The organism is Saccharothrix espanaensis DSM 44229 (assembly GCF_000328705.1).
Classification (GTDB): Bacteria; Actinomycetota; Actinomycetes; order Mycobacteriales; family Pseudonocardiaceae; genus Actinosynnema; species Actinosynnema espanaense.
Genome location: NC_019673.1, coordinates 1,297,373 through 1,314,511 on the forward strand (window position 1 = coordinate 1,297,373; position 17,139 = coordinate 1,314,511).

The window sequence follows — 17,139 nt, forward strand, 5'->3', positions numbered from 1 at the left end:
CCAATCGCCTGGTCAGGACGGGTGTGCGCCGTGTCCGGGCGGGAACTTCGCGTGGGTAACGATCCAGCATCTCGGGCAACGTCGTCAACCCTCCAGGCGTCACCTTGTCAGGGGACACCAAAGCTGGGAATCGGTGTCCTGGGGAGTGAATCGGAGGCTTGGCATGACGGTCGGCCGGGGGGCGCGGAGAGCGCTGGGGGCTGTCGCGGTCGGTGTGGTCGCGGTGGTGGTCGCGGCTTGTTCTTCCGGGGGTGGTGGGACTGCCTCGGGGGACAGCGGCGGGGTTGGCGGTGGGGGGACGACATCTTCGTCGACACCTCCGCCGAAGCCGGTTTCGTTGAGCACGGGGCCTCTCGACAAGGCCGTCGACGTGGCTCCCGGGGCGCCGGTCGTGGCCACGGCCACCGACGGGAAGATCACCGAGGTCGCGTTGACCAACCCGGAGGGCAAGGCGGTCGCGGGCCAGGTCTCCTCCGACGGCACGCAGTGGGCGAGCACCGAGGTGCTCGGGTACTCCAAGGCCTACACCTTCGCGGTCACGGCGCAGGGGGCCGACGGGAAGCCGGTCACCAAGACCTCGACCTTCACCACCGTCAAGCCCCGGACGTTGACCTACCTCTCGGTCAACCCGATGGACGGCACGACGGTGGGCATCGGGCAGCCGCTCGCGTTCTACTTCGACGAGCCGATCGCGGACAAGGCCGCCGCCGAGGCGATGATCTCCATCACCACCGAGCCCAAGGTGGACGGCGCGTTCTACTGGTTCGACGAGAAGCAGGTGCACTGGCGTCCGCAGAACTACTGGGCGGCCGGCACCAAGATCTCCATCAACGCCAAGATCTACGGCAAGCACCTCGGCAACGGCGTGTACGGCGAGGAAGACCGCGTCATCAGCACCGCGATCGGTGACGCCGTCGTGCACGAGGCCGACGGCGGCACGCACCAGGTCGTCACCAAGATCAACGGCCAGGTCGCCCGCACCATGCCGACCTCGATGGGCAACGCGGCGAACCCGACCCCCACCGGCACGTACGTGCTGACGGAGAAGCACGACCACATGGTCATGGACTCCCGCACGTACGGCCTCGCGCTCGACGCCGGCGGTTACGTCACCCCGGTCGACTGGGCGACCCGCATGTCCAACAGCGGCATCTTCTTCCACAGCGCCCCGTGGTCGGTCGGCGACCAGGGCAACCGGAACGTCAGCCACGGCTGCCTGAACCTCTCGCCGGAGAACGCGAAGTGGGTCTTCGACCTCTCCAAGCCCGGCGACGTCGTGGTGGTCGCCAACTCCGGGGGTCCGCCGCTGGAGGCGTGGGACGGCTTCGGCGACTGGCAGATCCCGTGGGACCAGTGGGCCAAGGGCAACCGCTGAGCCCGACTAGAGATCCGCGACGCGACCCGCTGCCACTTCCAGGCGGCGGGTCGTTCTCACGTGGTCGAGCATCCGGCGGTCGTGGGTGACCAGGAGCAGCGTGCCGGGGTAGGTCTCCAGGGCCGCTTCGAGCTGCTCGATCGCGGCCAGGTCCAGGTGGTTGGTCGGCTCGTCGAGCACCAGCAGGTTGACGCCCTTGGCCTGGAGCAGGGCCAGCGCGGCGCGGGTGCGCTCACCGGGGGACAGCGACGCGGCGGTCCGCAGCACGTGCGCGGCTTTGAGCCCGAACTTGGCCAGCAGCGTCCGCACGTCGGCCGGCACCAGCTCGGGCACCGCGTCCTGGAACGCGTCCACCAGCGGCTGCTCGCCCAGGAACAGGCCGCGGGCCTGGTCGATCTCGCCGACGACGACGCCCGGACCCAGCGACGCCGTGCCCGAGGTCAGCTCGACGCGGCCCAGGAGGGCGGCCAGGAGGGTGGACTTGCCCGCCCCGTTCGCGCCGGTGATGGCGATCCGGTCGGCCCAGTCGACCTGGAGGTCCACCGGGCCGAGGGTGAACTCCCCGTGCGTCACGACCGCGGCGCGCAGGACCGCCACCACCGCGCCGGCCCGGGGCGCGGCGGCGATCTCCATCCGCAGGTCCCATTCCTTGCGCGGTTCCTCGACCACGTCGAGGCGTTCGATGAGGCGTTCCGTCTGGCGCGCTTTCGACGCTTGTTTCTCGGTCGCCTCGCTGCGGAACTTGCGTCCCGCCTTGTCGTTGTCGCCCGCTTTGCGCCGGGCGTTCTTGACGCCCTTCTCCATCCACGCCCGTTGGGAGCGGGCGCGTTCTTCGAGCGACGACCGGGTGTTCGCGTACTCGTCGTAGTCCTCGCGGGCGTGCCGACGCGCGATTTCCCGTTCTTCGAGGTAGGACTCGTAACCGCCGCCGTACGCCCGCACCTGCTGCTGGGCGAGGTCCAGTTCCACCACCCGGGTGACCGTCCGGGCCAGGAACTCGCGGTCGTGCGACACCAGCACGGTCCCGGCGCGCAGGCCGGTGACGAACGCCTCCAGCCGGGCCAGGCCGTCCAGGTCGAGGTCGTTGGTCGGCTCGTCGAGCAGGAACACGTCGTACCGGCTCAGCAGCAGCGACGCCATGCCGGCGCGGGCCGCCTGGCCGCCGGACAGCGACGTCATGGGCTGGTCGAGGCTGACGTCCAGGCCGAGGTCGGCGGCGCTCTCCGCGGCGCGTTCGGGCAGGTCGGCACCGCCGAGCGCGAGCCAGCGCTCCAACGCCTCGGAGTACCCGTCGTCCACGCCCTCGGCCAGCAGGTCGGTGGCCCGGTCGAGCTCGGCCTGGGCCGCGGCGACGCCGGTGCGCCGGGCCAGGAAGTCCCGCACGGTCTCGCCGGGCCGGCGCTCGGGCTCCTGCGGCAGGTGCCCCACGGTCGCACTGACGGGGGAGAGCCGGATCACACCGCTCTCCGGCGGGACGAGGCCCGCGAGGGTGCGCAGGAGGGTGGACTTGCCCGCGCCGTTCACGCCGACCAGCCCGACGACGTCGCCCGGGGCGACGACCAGGTCCAGGCCGGAGAACAGCACGCGGTCCCCGTGCCCGGCCGCCAGGTCTTTCGCGACGAGTGTGGCGCTCATGTGGCGGAAACTCCCCGTGGACATCGGAAAAACGCCCCCTGACCGGCGTGGCCAGGGGGCGTTTCGCTTGGGGTGAGTGACGGGACTTGAACCCGCGACACCTGGGATCACAACCCAGTGCTCTGCCAGCTGAGCTACACCCACCAAGACCGGTCGACCCGGCGGAACGAAGCATACAGTGCCAGACCGCCGGTGCCGAAATCGACCCTATTCTTCCCGGTCGGCGGCCAGCAGCGCGCTCGCCACGGCCTGCGCCTGCTCGGTCGACGGTCCGGGCTGCGCCACGAACGCGGTGCGCCGGTAGTAGGCCAGCTCCCGGATGGACTCCCGGATGTCGGCCAGCGCCCGGTGCGCCAGGCCCTTCTCCGGCTGCGCGTAGTAGATCCTCGGGTACCAGCGCCGGCACAGCTCCTTGATCGACGACACGTCGACCATCCGGTAGTGCAGGTGGGCGTCGAGCACCGGCATGTCGCGGGCGATGAACCCCCGGTCGGTGGCGATCGAGTTGCCCGCGAGCGGCGCGGTGCGCGGGTCCGGGACCCACTGCTTGATGTACGCGAGGACCTGTTCCTCGGCTTCGGCGAGCGTCACGGTGGAGCGCCGCACCTCTTCGGTCAGCCCGGACTTGGCGTGCATCGCCGTGACGATCTCCGGCATCGAGTCGAGCGCTGGGTCGTCGGCGTGGATCACCACGTCGACACCCTCTCCGAGCACGGTCAACTCCGCGTCGGTCACCAGCGCCGCGATCTCGATCAGAGCGTCTTTGCCCAAGTCGAGCCCGGTCATCTCGCAGTCGATCCACACCAAGCGATCCATCACCCGCGCGAGCCTAGTCGTCGGGTCGGCGGACACCGCCGGCGCTTCGAGTGGCGGGTCCTTCCAATCTCATTACGCTCTGCGCAATGACGGCTCAGACCGATATCGCGGCGGGATACGCGGCCGAGGGCGCGGCCATCGAGCTGGGTTCCGTCCTGGTCGACGGGGCGGTCGAGCCGGGCGCGCACGTCCGGATCCCGCTGGCGATGCTGAACCGGCACGGGCTGGTCGCGGGGGCGACCGGCACCGGCAAGACCAAGACGCTGCAACTGCTCGCCGAGCAGCTGTCCGCGGCGGGCGTGCCGGTCGTCATGGCGGACGTGAAGGGCGACCTGTCCGGTCTGTCGCAACGGGGTTCGGCCGACGACCGGGTGACCTCGCGCGCGAAGGAGACCGGCGACGACTGGCAGCCGCAGGCGTGCCCGGTGCAGTTCCTGTCGCTGGGCACGGGCGGCGCGGCGGTGCCGGTGCGGGCGTCGATCACCAGCTTCGGACCGATCCTGCTGTCGAAGGTGCTGGGGCTCAACGACACCCAGGAGTCGACGCTCGGCCTGGTCTTCCACTGGGCCGACACCCGCGGCCTGGCGCTGCTGGACACCAAGGACCTGCGGTCCGTGATCACCCACCTGACCTCGGACGAGGGCAAGGAGGACCTCAGGGGGCTGGGCGGGGTCTCGTCGGCGACGGCCGGGGTGATCCTGCGGTCGCTGGTGAACCTGGAGGCGCAGGGCGGCGACACGTTCTTCGGCGAGCCCGAGCTCGACCCGCGCGACCTGATGCGGCAGGTCGACGGGCGCGGCGTGGTGACGTTGCTGGAGCTGGCCGATCTGCAAGCCAGGCCCGCGCTGTTCTCGACGTTCCTGATGTGGCTGCTGGCCGAGCTGTTCGAGGTGCTGCCGGAGGCGGGCGACCTCGACCGGCCGAAGCTGGTGTTCTTCTTCGACGAGGCGCACCTGCTGTTCTCCGGCGCGTCGAAGGCGTTCAAGGAGCAGATCACCCGGACCGTGAAGCTGATCCGGTCCAAGGGGGTCGGGGTGTTCTTCTGCACGCAGCTGCCGACCGACGTGCCGAACGAGGTGCTGTCGCAGCTGGGCGCGCGGATCCAGCACGCGCTGCGCGGGTTCACGCCGGAGGACCAGGCGGCGCTGGCGAAGACGGTGAAGACGTACCCGACGACGCCGCACTACCGACTGGACAAGGCGTTGACGTCGCTGGGGATCGGCGAGGCGGTGGTGACGGTGCTCAGCGAGAAGGGAGCGCCGACACCGGTCGCGTGGACCCGGCTGCGCGCGCCCCGGTCGCTCATGGACACGATCGGCCCGGACGCGATCCGGACGGCGGCGGAGTCGTCGGAGCTGCACGCGAAGTACGCCGAGACGGTGGACCGCGAGTCGGCCTACGAGGAGCTGGCCGCGAAGGTCGCCCCGCCTCCCGCCGAACAGCAGCGGGAGGCGGCGCCCGGCCGGGATCGCGAGGAGCCCGGTCTGGTGGACAAGGTGCTCGGCAACTCGGCGGTCAAGTCGTTCTTCCGGTCCGCCGCGAGCGCGTTGGGGCGCGAGATCACCCGAGGGATCTTCGGGACCTCCCGCAAGCGCCGATAGGCGGTGTCGGGGTCGTCGCCGGCCGTTAGCGTGGGAGACAGGTCGGGGGACCGTCTCGTCGGAGGGAACCCCGATGTCCTCGACCCACCGTGTCACGGCTTGGTTCGCCGCCGCCCTCGCCGTGCTCGCGCTCGTGTGCACGGGCGCGGTGGCCAACGCGTCGGCCCGCACTTCGATGGGCGATCCGTTCGACTGGTCCGCCACGTTCGACTGGGCCTACAACTCGCCGACGTGGACCGCGTCGACGAACGGCTACACGGCCGTGTCCGTCGTCGTCGGCCACCGGGTCAACGACAACTCGTGCGCGTCGTTCACGATCCGGCTGGAGAAGCAGACCATCGGCGGGTGGCTGGACCAGGGCACCAGAGCGGCCGACTGCCCTCGCCCGAACTACCCCGTGTGGAACACCACGCCGGGCACGTACCGGTTCCGGGCCGAGGTGACCAGTCCGGGGACCGGCAACGTGCAGGCGTCCGGCCGGGTCTACTACTCCTGATCAGGTCCGCGTCGGTTGGAGGTCGCCGGTCGGGTCCCCGGAGCCGACCGGCGAGCGGCGGATCCTCATCGACAGGAACGCCGCGCCGATGCTGAGGAACCCGGCCACGTACCAGGCGGGTGCGTAGTTGCCGAAGTGGTCGCGGGTGAGGCCGGCGGCGGTGGCGGCGATGGCCGCGCCGATCTGGTGGGAGGCGAACACCCAGCCGAACACGACCGGGGCGGACAGGCCGAACACCTCCCGGCACAGGGCGACCGTCGGCGGCACGGTCGCCACCCAGTCCAGGCCGTAGAAGATGACGAACACGAGCATGCTCGGGTGCACCGAGTCCTGGAACAGCTGCGGCAGCACGAGCAGCGACGCGCCGCGCAGCACGTAGTACGCGGCGAGCAGGATGCGCGAGTCCACCCGGTCGGTCAGCCAGCCGGAGAAGATCGTGCCCACGATGTCGAACACGCCGACCAGCGCGAGCAGGCCCGCCGCCGTGGTCGTGGGCATCCCGTGGTCGTGCGCGGCGGGGATGAAGTGGGTGCCGACCAGGCCGTTGGTGGTCGCGCCGCAGATCGCGAAACCGCCTGCCAGGTACCAGAACGGGCCGGTGCGCGCGGCCGACGTGAGCGCGGTGATCGCGCGCTTGGCGGCACCGCCGGCCGGCACCGGGCGCGGCACGACCTCGGTGCCGCCGTACGGGGGCACGCCCAGGTCGGCCGGGTACTCGCGGAGCAGCAGCAGCACCAGCGGCACCACGGCCAGTGCCGCCACCGCCACCACGATCGACGCCGAGCGCCACCCGGAGGACTCCGCCAGCGACGCCACGACCGGCAGGAACACCAGCTGACCGGTCGCGCCGCCGGCCGTGAGCACGCCGGTGACCAGGCCGCGCTGCTTGACGAACCAGCGGCCGGTGATGGTCGCCACGAACGCCAGCGCCATCGACCCGGTGCCCAGGCCCACCAGCACGCCCCACAACAGCACCAGCTGCCAGCTCGTGGTCATGAACACGGTCAGCCCGCTGCCGATCGCGACCACGGTCAGCGCGCACGCCACCACCTTGCGCACCCCGAACCGCTCCATGAGCGCGGCGGCGAACGGCGCGGTGACCCCGAACAGCAGGAGGTTCACCGAGACGGCCAGCCCGATCGTGGCCGTGGACCAGCCGAACTCCCGCTGGAGGGGTTCGATCAACGCACCGGGGGTCGCCCGGAACCCGGCGGCCCCGATCAGCGCCACGAAGCTGACGCCCGCGACCACCCATGCCCATCTGCTTCGAGTCACGTCAGGAGCGTGCTCGACCGTCCGCACCGGGGCCAGTGGCCGGACGGCCATCATGTGCAAGAATCCGGCCATGACGCACTTGGTGGCCGTGCTGGCGTTGGACAACGTCGTGGTCTTCGACCTGGGCACCCCGTCGCAGATCTTCAACGCCGCCCGCGCCGGTGACGACGACGCCCGCCACTACAAGGTGTGCGTCTGCACGCCCGGCGCACGTCCGGTGCGCAGCTCGGCGCAGTTCACCGTCACCCCGGACCACGGTCTGGAACTGCTCGCCGAAGCCGACACGGTGATCGTGGCCGGCGTGTACGGCGGCGGTCCGATGCAGGACGGCACGATCGACGACGACGTGCGTGACGCCCTGCGCGCCGCTGCGGCCCGTGGTGCACGGGTGATGTCGATCTGCACGGGGGCGTTCGTGCTCGCCGCAGCGGGGTTGCTGGACGGGCGCAAGGCCACCACGCACTGGATGCACGCGGACACCTTCCGGCGGTTGTACCCGCACGTCGACCTCGACCCGGACGTGCTGTTCGTGGACGACGGCGACGTGCTCACGTCGGCCGGTGTCGGGGCGGGCATCGACCTGTGCCTGCACCTGGTGCGCAACGACCTCGGCGCGGAGATCGCCAACAAGGCCGCACGGCGGTGCGTGGTGCCGCCGTGGCGTCCGGGCGGGCAGTCGCAGTTCATCGAACGGCCGGTGCCCGACGCCGCGGCGGCGTCCACCGCGCCGGCCCGCGCGTACGTGCTGGCGCACTTGGACGAGCCGCTGGAACTGCGGGTGCTGGCCGGGCACGTGCGGATGAGCGTGCGCACGTTCACCCGCCGGTTCCGCGAGGAGACCGGGGTGAGTCCGGGCAAGTGGATCACCCAGCAGCGGGTCGAGCGGGCCCGGCACCTGTTGGAGACCACCCAGCTCGGGGTCGACCAGGTGGCCCGGCACGCCGGGTTCGGCACCGGCGCGGCCCTGCGGCAGCAGATGAGCGCGCTGGTCGGGGTCTCGCCCAGCGCCTACCGGACGACGTTCCGCCCGGCGGGCTAACGGGCCTTGAGCGAGTCGAGCCAGGCGCGCGTCACGGGAACCGTTCCACCGTCGGGATTCTTGCTGTCCCGCACCAGGAACCCGTTGCCCCGCAAGGTGATCTCGACGCAGTTCCCGCCGCCGGTGCCGCCGCTTCCGGAGTAACTGCTCTTGCGCCAGTCGCTCATCGCACGCCCCTCGTCCGTCGATCACCCGTAAGTCTTCACCGCCTCACCGATGACGTCCAGGGAATCCGCCGGTGACAACGCGCGCTCGGTCAGGACACCCCACCGTTCGATGCACTCGCGGACCTCGGTACGACCTTCGACGTAGACCGCGCCACCCGGGCCTTCCGCGTACCCGAAGTCCGGAATCGGTTCGGGCAGGCTCAACACCGAGAACGGGCCGTCGAGCGCCGGGCTCGCGCCCGCGGCCTTGGGCAGGACCTGGATCTTGATGTGGCTCTGGTCCGCCGTGTCGAGCAGTCGGCGCAGTTGCAGCCGCATCACGAGCGGGGTGCCGACCGGCCGTTCCAGGATCGCCTCGTCCAGGATCACGTGGTACTGCAACGGGTTCGGCCGGGCGAGGACCTGCTGGCGGGCGAGCCGGGCGACCACCCGGCGGTCCACGACCTCGTGCGCCATGCCCGGGTTCGCGCCGTAGATCAGGGCCCGGGTGTAGTCGCCGGTCTGGAGCAGGCCGGGGACCACCATGGTCTCCAGCTGGCGCAGCGCCACGAGCGCGGCCTCGACGTCGAGGAAGTCGTGGAAGTCCTCGGGCAGGTCCTTGCGGATGGCCAGCCAGTAGCCGCGCTCGTGCGCGGTGGTGGCCAGGTCCGCCAGCCACAGCCGGGTGGCCAGGTCGGTGACCTCGTAGGCGTCGAGCAGCTGGTCGACCTCGTGCGGCTTGACCCGTTGCTCGCGCGTCTCGATGCGGCTGATCTTCGACCGGGACCACTTGCCGGGCTTGTCGCGCAACAGCTCCAGCGTCTGGTCGATGGTCAGCGACCGCTGCTCGCGCAGCCGGCGCAGCGTCTCGGTGAGCTGCCACCTGCGCACGGTCGCGCTGGCCGCCGCGCCGATGTCCTGCGTCATGAGGTACTCCGATTGGGTGTAGAAACGGGATCCCGGCTCGATACTGCAATTCCAGCCGGCACTCTAGCGTCATGTCGCTCACGCCGGACCAGTCGGAATACCACCAGTTCGTGGCCGAGATGATCACCGAGGAGCAGCCGCGCCTGTTCGCCGTGCTGCGGGAGTTCGGCGAGTACGAGGACGCCGAGATCGCGGCGTGGGGACTGGCGTGGGAGGACCATATCGAGGTGATCGGTCCGCACGGGGTGCGCTTGAGCTCCGATTCAGCCGAACGTGTGGTGCGGCGGTTCTCCCGCGGCGACGACAGCAGCGCGCGGCTCGTGTGGCTGGGCCGGGAACCCTGACCTGAGGGCGAGAATGTCCTGCCGCACCAACCCGAAGCCGTGTCTGTCGGCCAACTCCGACGCCTGCCGCAACGACTCCTCGTCACCGAGGCCGACCAACGACTGCGCCACGGTGTAGGGCGACTTGATCCGCTTCGCCACGTCCAGCGCCTCCTCGTGCAGCGCGCGGGCGCGGGCGTGGTCGCCCAGGGCGGCCCGGATCGTGCCCAGGCAGTTCAGGGCGTCGATCTCGGCGGCCCGTTCGCCGGTGCGCCGGTTGAGTTCCAGCGCGACCTCGGCGGTGGCCAGGGCGGTGGTCGGGTCGCCCGCCGCGAACTCCACCTCGGCCAGCACCACCAGGGTCTGGCTCTCCGACGCGAGGTCGCCGATCTCCCGGAAGTACGCCAGCGAGCGCAGCCCGTGCTCGCGCGCCTCGGTGATCCGGCCCTGCCGCCGCAGCACGCCCACCATCGCGCCGGACGCCATCGCCTCCACGTAGTGCGACCCGATCGACCGGCACAGCCGCGCCGCCTCCTGGTAGCGCCGTGCGGCCTGGTCCAGGTCGCCGCCGGTGTAGGACACGTTGCCCAGCAGCACCAAAGTGGTGCACCGGGTCCGCTCCGAACCGGCCGCCAACAGGTTGTGCTCCAGGTGCGCGGCGGCCCGGTCCATCTCGCCCATGTGGTAGAGCGACGCGGCGAGCGTGCCGCCGGCCGCCACCTCGCCCTCCCACCACCCGGCCGCGCGGGCCAGGTCGAGCGTGACGGCGCTCTGCCCGGCCGCCGCGACCTGGTCGCTGCTGCGCAACCGGGCGCTGCTCAGGCTCAGGCTCGCGGCGGCCGCGGCGGCGGTGTCGCCCCGGGCGCGGGCCAGCGCCAGCGCGGCCTGGGCGGTCGACTCCCACAGCGCGATCTTCATGGTCAGCCAGAAGTAGCCGCGCAGCGCGTCGGCCAGCAGGCACGCCGTCCGGGCCACGTCGGGGAACCGGCGGTCGGCCACGGCGGCGGCCAGGTTGGCGATCTCGTCGTTGAGCCACCCCATCGCGGTCTCCTGGTCCGCGAACGACCTCGTCTCGCCGATCCGCGCGGGCAGGCGCAGCATGTGCGGGTAGGCGGCCCGCGCCGCGCCGTCCGCCCCGTCGAGGTACCAGCGGTACAGCCGGCGCGCCGCGGCGGTCTCCGGTTCGGCGAGCTCGCGGGCGTAGAGGCGGAGCAGGTCGTGGAAGCCGTACCGGTCGGGGGAGAGCTGTTGGACCAGGTGCGCCGACGAGAGCACCCGCAGGCCGTGCTCGGCGGCGCGCCGGTCGGCGTCCAGCAGGGCCGCCGCCGCGTCGGCCGTGAAGTGCGGTCCCGCGACGACGCCGAGCAACCGGAACAGCCGGCGGTGCGGTTCGGCGAGCCTGCGGTAGGACAGCTCGAACGCCGTGCGCACGGCGGCCTCCCCGGTGCCGTCGATGCCGAGCTGGGCCAGCCGGTTGCCCTCGCGCAGCTCCCCGACCTGGTCGGCCAAGGCCCGGTGCGGCTGGTCGGCCAGGTTCGCCGCCACCACCCGCAGCGCCAGCGGCAGGTGCGCGCACAGCTCGGCCAACTCCCGCGCGGCGTCCGGTTCCGCCGCGACGCGCGCCGCGCCGAGCGCCCGTTCCAGCAGCGCCCGCGCGTCCGGCGCGGGCAGCACGTCCAGCGCGAGCCGCACCAACCCCTCGCGCGCCGCCATCCCGCCGAGCCGGTCGCGGCTGGTGATCAGGGCCAGGCTGCCCGGACCGCTGGGCAGCAGCGGCCGGACCTGCTCCGCGCCGGCCGCGTTGTCCAGCACCACCAGCACCCGCCGGGTCGCCACCGTCGTCCGGTACAGCGCGGCGGCCTCGTCCGGGTCGGCGGGCACCCGTTCCGGCGGCACGCCGAACGCGCGCAGGAACCGCCCCAGCGCCTCGGCGGGCCGGACCGGTTCGTGCTCGGCGAACCCGCGCAGGTCGATGTAGAGCTGCCCGTCCGGGAACCGGTGCCGCACGTCGTTGGCCCACCGCACGGCCAGCGCGGTCTTCCCGACCCCCGCGGTGCCCGCGATGGCGGTGATCCCGACCGTCCGGCCCTGGTTCGCGAGCAGCCCGTCCAGCCGCAGCAGCTGGGCCCGCCGGCCGGTGAAGTGGCCGGTGGCCGGCGGCAGCTGGGCGGGCACCGGGTCCGCCGGTTCGGGCAGGTCGCGGCGCAGCACCCGGACGTGCGCGGCGCGCAGCTCGGCGCCGGGCTCGACGCCCAGCTCGTCCACCAGCCGGGCCCGGACCCGGGCGAACTCCTCCAGCGCGGCGGCCTGCCTGCCGTCCGCCGCCAGCGCCAGCACCAGCCGGGCGTGCAGCCCCTCGTGCAGCGGCTCCTCGACCACCAGCCGGCGCAGGTGGTCCACCGCCTCGCCGGCCACGTCGTGCTCCCGCGCCAGGTCCGCCAGGGCCAGGGCCGCGGCGACGCGGCGGGCGGTGATCGCGTGCACGGTCGGGTGGCCGCGCACCTCCTCCGGCAGGTCGGCCAGCAGCGGCCCGCGCCACAGCTCCAGCGCCTCGGACAGCAGCCCGATCGCCTCGACCGGCGGGGCCGCGCGGGATCGCGCGACCAGCGCGTCGAACCGCAGCAGGTCCAGGTCCCGCACCACGAGCCGGTAGCCGTGCCGGGACGCGCGCACCGCCGTCGGGTCGTCCAACGCCGCCCGCACCCGCGCGACGTAGCCGTGCACCAGGTTCTGCCACGTGGGCGGCACGTCCTCGCCCCACAGCACGTCCACGATCTCGGCCTGCGACACCGGCTGCCCGGCGTGCACGGCGAGCACCGCCAGCAGCACCCGGGGCTTGCGCGACTCCCAGCGGACCGGGCCGCCCGCGTCCACCGCCAACGGGCCCAGCACGCCGATCCTCGGCCCGGCGGGCGGCCAGTCCAGCCCGACCGCCGCCGCGAGCTTGGCCAACGACGCGGCGTGCGGCCGGGTCGCGTGCCCCTGCTCGACCGCGCGGATGGTCCGCACGCTCACCCCCGAGCGGGCCGCCAGCTCCGCCTGGGTCACCCCGTTGGCCAGCCGGTGACCGCGCACAGCGCGGGCGAAGCGCGCGAGCTGGTGGGCGTCGGGCATGGGGCAATCGTGTCAGCGTCTCGACACGTTTGCCGCCGGTATTGCCGATCGTCCCGGATAGCGGGTCGTCCCCGCAGGTAGGGGTCGGCCCGGCGCTCTACAGCGCTACCACCACCGACGCGCCCTAACGTGCGGTGTGCGCGGATCGTCGAGCGGTCCGGCGCAACGAGGTGAGTGGGGCGCCCGGAGGGGGAAGTGGCGCGGCAGGGGCGTCGGACCCGCGTGACCGCCGTGAACGCGGGTCCTTCCGGTCCTGGGGGGCGCCGGGTGCCCCACTCACCGTTCCAGGAACGGCCGCAGCAGGTCCGGCACCGCCTCCTCGGCCATCGCCAGACCTTCGGCCTCGTCGACGTCCACCACGTGGTAGGCCCCGTCGCCCGCCGCGGTGGTCGCCGAGATCGTGACCAGGCCCGCCCGGCGCTGGAAGAACGACCGCGACACCCGCCAGCCGATGATGCCGGTGCGCTGCAACGCGAACGTCTCGCGCACCGCCGAACCCTGCCGGGCCACCAAGTACCGCTCGGTCAGCACGTGGCCCAGCGACCGGTACCGGTCCCAGCCCAGCAACGCCGAGAACGGCACCAGCGCCAAGGTCACCTGCCACGTCCACGCCGGCGCGAAGACCGCCAGCCCCGCCGCCAGCGCCAGCAACGGCGCCACCGCGCGCACCATCCGGCGGCGGAACGCGGCAGCGGGGTGCCGGCGCAGCGCGGCGACGGTCGGCGGCGGCGTCTGCCGCAACACCTCCGCCGTCACCCGGTGCGCCTCGGCGACCGGTGCGGGCGGCAGCAGCAGGTTGCTCTCGCCCTTGCGGCCCAACCCGGTCGTCACGGTCTTCGCGTGCGCGCCGCGCCCGGCCCGCAGCAGCAACGGCTCGGTGATCTCGACGCCGCGAAGTCGTTGCTCGGCAACGGAAACCGACCGGGTCGTCACCAGGCCCCGGCGCACCCGGACGGTGTCGTCGGGTTCGCGGGTCAGCCGGTAGCCCCAGAACTGCACCACGTACACGACCACCGACCCGAACCCGGCGATCATTAGCACGGCGGCGGCGAACAGCCCCACGGTCAGCCCGATCGGCTGGTCCACCACCCAGTGCGCGGCGTCGGTGAGCGGCCCGAGGACCTCCACCTCCAACTCCCGCGCGAAGTTCGCCGTCAACCCGGACAGCGCGCCGACCGCGACCAACCCGGACAGCGTCAACGGCGCGAACCGCAGCCACCGCGTGTCCCAAGCGGACAGTTCGACGCCCTCCGCGACGCCCTCCGCGACACCTCCTGGGACACCTCCTGGGACGCCCCCGACCGGCTCCGACGCGCCGCCGGTCTCGCGCGCGACCTGCGTCAGCAACAACACCCGCAGCCGTTCCGCCTCGGCCGACGACACCGCGTCCAGCGTCAGCCCGTCCTCGCCCGGCTGGTCGCGCTGACCCGTGCCGACCCGGATCGCGGAGAGCCCGAACAGCCGGTGGCCCAGCTTCGCGGTCAGGTCCACCGTCCGGATCCGGTCCCGGGGCACCGCCAGCCGCTTGCGCACGAACAACCCGGAGTTGATCTCCACCTGGTCGACGGTGATCCGGTACCGGGTGGTGACCCAGCGCAGCAGCCCGAACAGCACGATCGCCACGATCACGCCGATGCTGACCAGGATCCGCCAGGTCTCGCCCTTGCCCAGCACGATCAGCCCGATGAACAGCGGCACCAGGCCGATGATCTCGTTCAACGGCCGCACGACCAGCATCCGCACGTCCAGCCGGTGCCAGTCCACCACCGGCTCGACGAACGCCGGCGCGGCCGGGAACCGCCCGTCGGGGAGATCGCCGGTCACGTGGCGTCCCCCGGCGTGGCCTGCGTGGTGGAGGTCAGCTCGTCGGCCAGCCGCACCGCGTCGTCGTGCGCCAGGCCCTCGATGTGCACCGGCCCGGCGGCCGACGCCGTCGTCACGGTCACCGTCGAGAGGCCCAGGAGCTGCTGCAACGGCCCGCGCTTGGTGTCGACGGTCTGGATCCGGGACACCGGGGCGATCCGCCACTCCTGGTTCAGCCAGCCGGCCAGCGTGTACACCGCCTCCGGCGTGGCCTCCCAGCGGTGCACCCGGTACCGCCAGCGCGGCATCACCAGGGTGTGCGCGGTGCCCACGACCAGCGTCGCCACGGCCACCGCGACCTGCCACGGCGAGCGGCTGAACACCAGCGCCACCGCCTGCGGCACCAGCAGCACGGCCCAGCCGATCAGGGCGTTCAACGTCCACAGGGTGATCGACTTGCGGCTCACGCGGTGCCGCGGCGCACGCAGGCGCAACTGATCGGTGCTCACGGCGTCCACAATGCCCCAAGGCCGGGCCCGCGCGGACGCGGACCCGGCCTCGGCGGTGCGTGACCTACGGCGCGACGTACGGCGGCATGAAGATCTCCGTCGAGGTGCCTTCACGCTGCACGTCCGCGCTCGCCGGCGCGGCCAGGACGGCGCCGAGCCCGGCGCAGAGGGCCACGACGGCGAGGATCCTGCGGATCGCGTTGACAACCATCGTCAAGCTCCATTCGTTGGTAGCGGCCTGGAGGAGGACGACGACCGGGGTCGTCGCCGGGTGGCCGGCCGGGCCGGCGCGTGGTTCGGCGCTCGGCTGCGCGTGGCACGTCGGCGGCGTCGGACGCCGTCCGGCCGATCGGGGGCCGGCTGAGTGCCGCGGCTGCGTGAGCCGGAGACGCTGCTCGGGGCGGCGGACGGGCCGTGCGCCGGCCGTCCGCCCGGTGCTGGAGGGGGCCGGTGCGAAGCCGTGCGACGCGACGGGCACGCGCCGCCGCCGGGCGACCTCTCGCGGGCTCGAACGCCCACCGACCACCCGCATCGCACTACCGCCGCTTCGCCAGGGGACGCAGGGACAAGCGTCCAAGCGGAGCATGACACACAGGTGTCATGCGGCTCATCACCCAGTTCTGTCGCATCGGGATAGGCAAAACCCCCAAGCGGGACGTTCCGGTTGTCGTGAACATCCCACCATTGGCGGCAACGAGAGGGCCGTTCGCCCGGTTACGCGTCTCAACCCGTGGAATCGTCGACGAGGTCGAGCCACCACACCGCGGCCCCCGCGCGGTCCCGGACGCCGATGGTCCGGTAGATCCGCTGGAGGTGGTTCTGGACCGTCTTCGGGGACAGTTCCAGCTCCTGCGCGATGGCCGTCGTGCTGGCCCCGCCCGCGACCCTCCGCAGCACCTCGATACCCCGCTTGGTCAGGCCCGCGGCCAGCGCCCGCGCGATCCGCCGGTTGACCTGTTCGGCGGAGGACGACGTGCGCAGCGACGGTTCGTGCCGCGGCGCCCGGACCACCGTGTTCTCCCGGCGCGGCTCGAACCGGTGGTGCGCCAACTGCTCGACCAGCCGGGCCGACAGGTCGTGCTCGCGCATCCGCAGCAGGTCACGACCTTCCTGGAGTTCCCACAGCCGGTACTGCTCCAACTGCGCGCGCGCGTGGTGCAGCGCGGCACCGAGCTGGCCGGACCGCTCGTGCGCGACGCTCAGCGCCCCGTGCGCCCGCACCGCCACCTCCCGCGCGAGGCAGCTCATGGCCAGCTCGGCGGCCTGCGTGAGCTGGCGCACCTGGTCGACGGTCCGCCCCCGGGCGCCGTTCACCCGGGCCCGCGCCATCAGCAGCTCGGCCCGCAGCACCGGCCGTTCCCGCCCGGCCAGCAACTGGTCGGCCCGCTGGCACGAGCGCAGCGCCCGGTCCAGCTCGCCCAGGTCCAGCCGGACGTGCGCGAGCAGCAGGTTCACCCGCGCCATCCGGACCGGCTCGTCGAGGTTCTTCCACTTGTCCCGGACCTGCGCGCACAGCGCTTCGGCCCGCCGCAGCTTGCGCACGCACGGCTCGCCGTCCGGGCTGCACCGGGTCGCCTCGGCCCGGACCATGCAGTGCTCGTGGTACTGGGTGCGCATCAGGTTGGCCTGCTCGAACAGGATGGACCCGGTCAGCTCGGCGTCCCCGGTCAGCTCGGCCAGCCCCAGCGCGCGCGCCAGCGAGTGCAGGGACCGCTCCCGCGAGTCCAGCCGCAGTTCCACCACGGCCCGGGAGAAGCTGCACCACGCCTGGAGCAGCGCGTGCCGGTTGGCCGACGCGATCTGCTGCACCCGGTCGATCGTGTCCAGCGCGCCCGGCAGCAGCCCGCGCTTGCCCAGCGCGACCGACTGGGCGAGCACGCTCTGCGCCACGCCTTCCGCGTCGTCCAGCCAGGAGAACGCCGCGACGGCCTTCTCGGCGGACTCCAACGCGTCCCCGGGACGGCCCTCGTCCAGGGCCATCCGCGCCTCACGCAGGTTCGTCACCGCGTTGGCGCGAGGATCGGCCGCTCGCTGAACGGGAATCGTCATCCGGTCCATCAGCCCCCTTGAAGGCCGAAGG

Annotated in this window: 15 protein-coding genes and 1 tRNA gene; 5 read left to right on the top strand and 11 right to left on the bottom strand. The window is 72.6% G+C overall.

The window, feature by feature from the left end; all coding sequences use genetic code 11:
* The first annotated feature begins 163 nt into the window (after positions 1 to 163).
* On the top strand, positions 164 to 1,375 hold the full coding sequence (locus BN6_RS06120; RefSeq protein ID WP_015098683.1) for a L,D-transpeptidase: 1,212 nt from the start codon (positions 164 to 166) through the stop codon (positions 1,373 to 1,375).
* Between the two features lie 6 nt (positions 1,376 to 1,381).
* Here the strand turns inward: BN6_RS06120 and BN6_RS06125 are convergent, their stop codons facing one another.
* The 3 genes from BN6_RS06125 to orn all read right to left on the bottom strand — a co-directional run bounded on the left by BN6_RS06125 (position 1,382) and on the right by orn (position 3,829).
* A complete protein-coding gene (locus BN6_RS06125) occupies positions 1,382 to 3,010 on the bottom strand; it encodes an ABC-F family ATP-binding cassette domain-containing protein (RefSeq protein WP_015098684.1) in 1,629 nt (542 codons plus the stop codon).
* Between the two features lie 68 nt (positions 3,011 to 3,078).
* Positions 3,079 to 3,154 (bottom strand) — tRNA-His (locus BN6_RS06130).
* A 63-nt stretch (positions 3,155 to 3,217) separates the two neighbouring features.
* Complete coding sequence (gene orn, locus BN6_RS06135; protein ID WP_041312103.1) at positions 3,218 to 3,829, bottom strand: oligoribonuclease; 612 nt, start codon at positions 3,827 to 3,829, stop codon at positions 3,218 to 3,220.
* Between the two features lie 83 nt (positions 3,830 to 3,912).
* On the opposite strand from orn, the gene BN6_RS06140 reads away from it, so the two are divergent.
* Together BN6_RS06140 and BN6_RS06145 are read left to right on the top strand one after the other, a co-directional pair.
* On the top strand, positions 3,913 to 5,427 hold the full coding sequence (locus tag BN6_RS06140) for a helicase HerA-like domain-containing protein (RefSeq protein ID WP_015098686.1): 1,515 nt from the start codon (positions 3,913 to 3,915) through the stop codon (positions 5,425 to 5,427).
* 73 nt (positions 5,428 to 5,500) lie between these two features.
* Positions 5,501 to 5,923, top strand: a complete 423-nt coding sequence (locus BN6_RS06145) for a hypothetical protein (RefSeq protein WP_015098687.1) — start codon at positions 5,501 to 5,503, stop codon at positions 5,921 to 5,923.
* On the opposite strand, the gene BN6_RS06150 is transcribed toward BN6_RS06145, so the two are convergent.
* The gene (locus tag BN6_RS06150; protein WP_173430515.1) at positions 5,924 to 7,249 is read right to left on the bottom strand and encodes an MFS transporter; all 1,326 of its coding nucleotides are present in this window, start codon (positions 7,247 to 7,249) and stop codon (positions 5,924 to 5,926) included. It lies immediately after the preceding gene.
* Between the two features lie 19 nt (positions 7,250 to 7,268).
* Between BN6_RS06150 and BN6_RS06155 the strand changes: the two genes are divergently transcribed.
* Positions 7,269 to 8,237, top strand: a complete 969-nt coding sequence (locus BN6_RS06155; protein WP_231905081.1) for a GlxA family transcriptional regulator — start codon at positions 7,269 to 7,271, stop codon at positions 8,235 to 8,237.
* On the opposite strand, the gene BN6_RS43310 is transcribed toward BN6_RS06155, so the two are convergent.
* Both BN6_RS43310 and BN6_RS06160 read right to left on the bottom strand, forming a co-directional pair.
* Complete coding sequence (locus BN6_RS43310) at positions 8,234 to 8,404, bottom strand: DUF397 domain-containing protein (protein ID WP_015098690.1); 171 nt, start codon at positions 8,402 to 8,404, stop codon at positions 8,234 to 8,236. The two genes, BN6_RS06155 and BN6_RS43310, sit on opposite strands and share 4 nt — an antisense overlap.
* Positions 8,405 to 8,425: 21 nt before the next feature.
* Complete coding sequence (locus BN6_RS06160; RefSeq protein ID WP_015098691.1) at positions 8,426 to 9,310, bottom strand: helix-turn-helix domain-containing protein; 885 nt, start codon at positions 9,308 to 9,310, stop codon at positions 8,426 to 8,428.
* A gap of 71 nt (positions 9,311 to 9,381) precedes the next feature.
* Between BN6_RS06160 and BN6_RS06165 the strand changes: the two genes are divergently transcribed.
* Entirely contained in the window at positions 9,382 to 9,654 is a 273-nt protein-coding gene (locus BN6_RS06165; RefSeq protein ID WP_015098692.1) for a hypothetical protein, read from the top strand.
* On the opposite strand, the gene BN6_RS06170 is transcribed toward BN6_RS06165, so the two are convergent.
* The 5 genes from BN6_RS06170 to BN6_RS48405 all read right to left on the bottom strand — a co-directional run bounded on the left by BN6_RS06170 (position 9,574) and on the right by BN6_RS48405 (position 17,108).
* Complete coding sequence (locus tag BN6_RS06170) at positions 9,574 to 12,747, bottom strand: BTAD domain-containing putative transcriptional regulator (protein WP_015098693.1); 3,174 nt, start codon at positions 12,745 to 12,747, stop codon at positions 9,574 to 9,576. The two genes, BN6_RS06165 and BN6_RS06170, sit on opposite strands and share 81 nt — an antisense overlap.
* 276 nt (positions 12,748 to 13,023) lie before the next feature.
* On the bottom strand, positions 13,024 to 14,571 hold the full coding sequence (locus BN6_RS06175) for a PH domain-containing protein (RefSeq protein ID WP_015098694.1): 1,548 nt from the start codon (positions 14,569 to 14,571) through the stop codon (positions 13,024 to 13,026).
* The gene (locus BN6_RS06180) at positions 14,568 to 15,059 is read right to left on the bottom strand and encodes a PH domain-containing protein (protein ID WP_231905082.1); all 492 of its coding nucleotides are present in this window, start codon (positions 15,057 to 15,059) and stop codon (positions 14,568 to 14,570) included. Before BN6_RS06180 ends, BN6_RS06175 begins: the two co-directional genes overlap by 4 nt.
* A gap of 64 nt (positions 15,060 to 15,123) precedes the next feature.
* Positions 15,124 to 15,270 carry a hypothetical protein gene (locus BN6_RS46490; protein ID WP_158509349.1) on the bottom strand — a complete coding sequence of 49 codons (147 nt, stop codon included), beginning with the start codon at positions 15,268 to 15,270 and terminating at the stop codon, positions 15,124 to 15,126.
* 512 nt (positions 15,271 to 15,782) lie between these two features.
* On the bottom strand, positions 15,783 to 17,108 hold the full coding sequence (locus BN6_RS48405) for a helix-turn-helix transcriptional regulator (protein ID WP_015098696.1): 1,326 nt from the start codon (positions 17,106 to 17,108) through the stop codon (positions 15,783 to 15,785).
* Between the last annotated feature and the right edge of the window lie 31 nt (positions 17,109 to 17,139).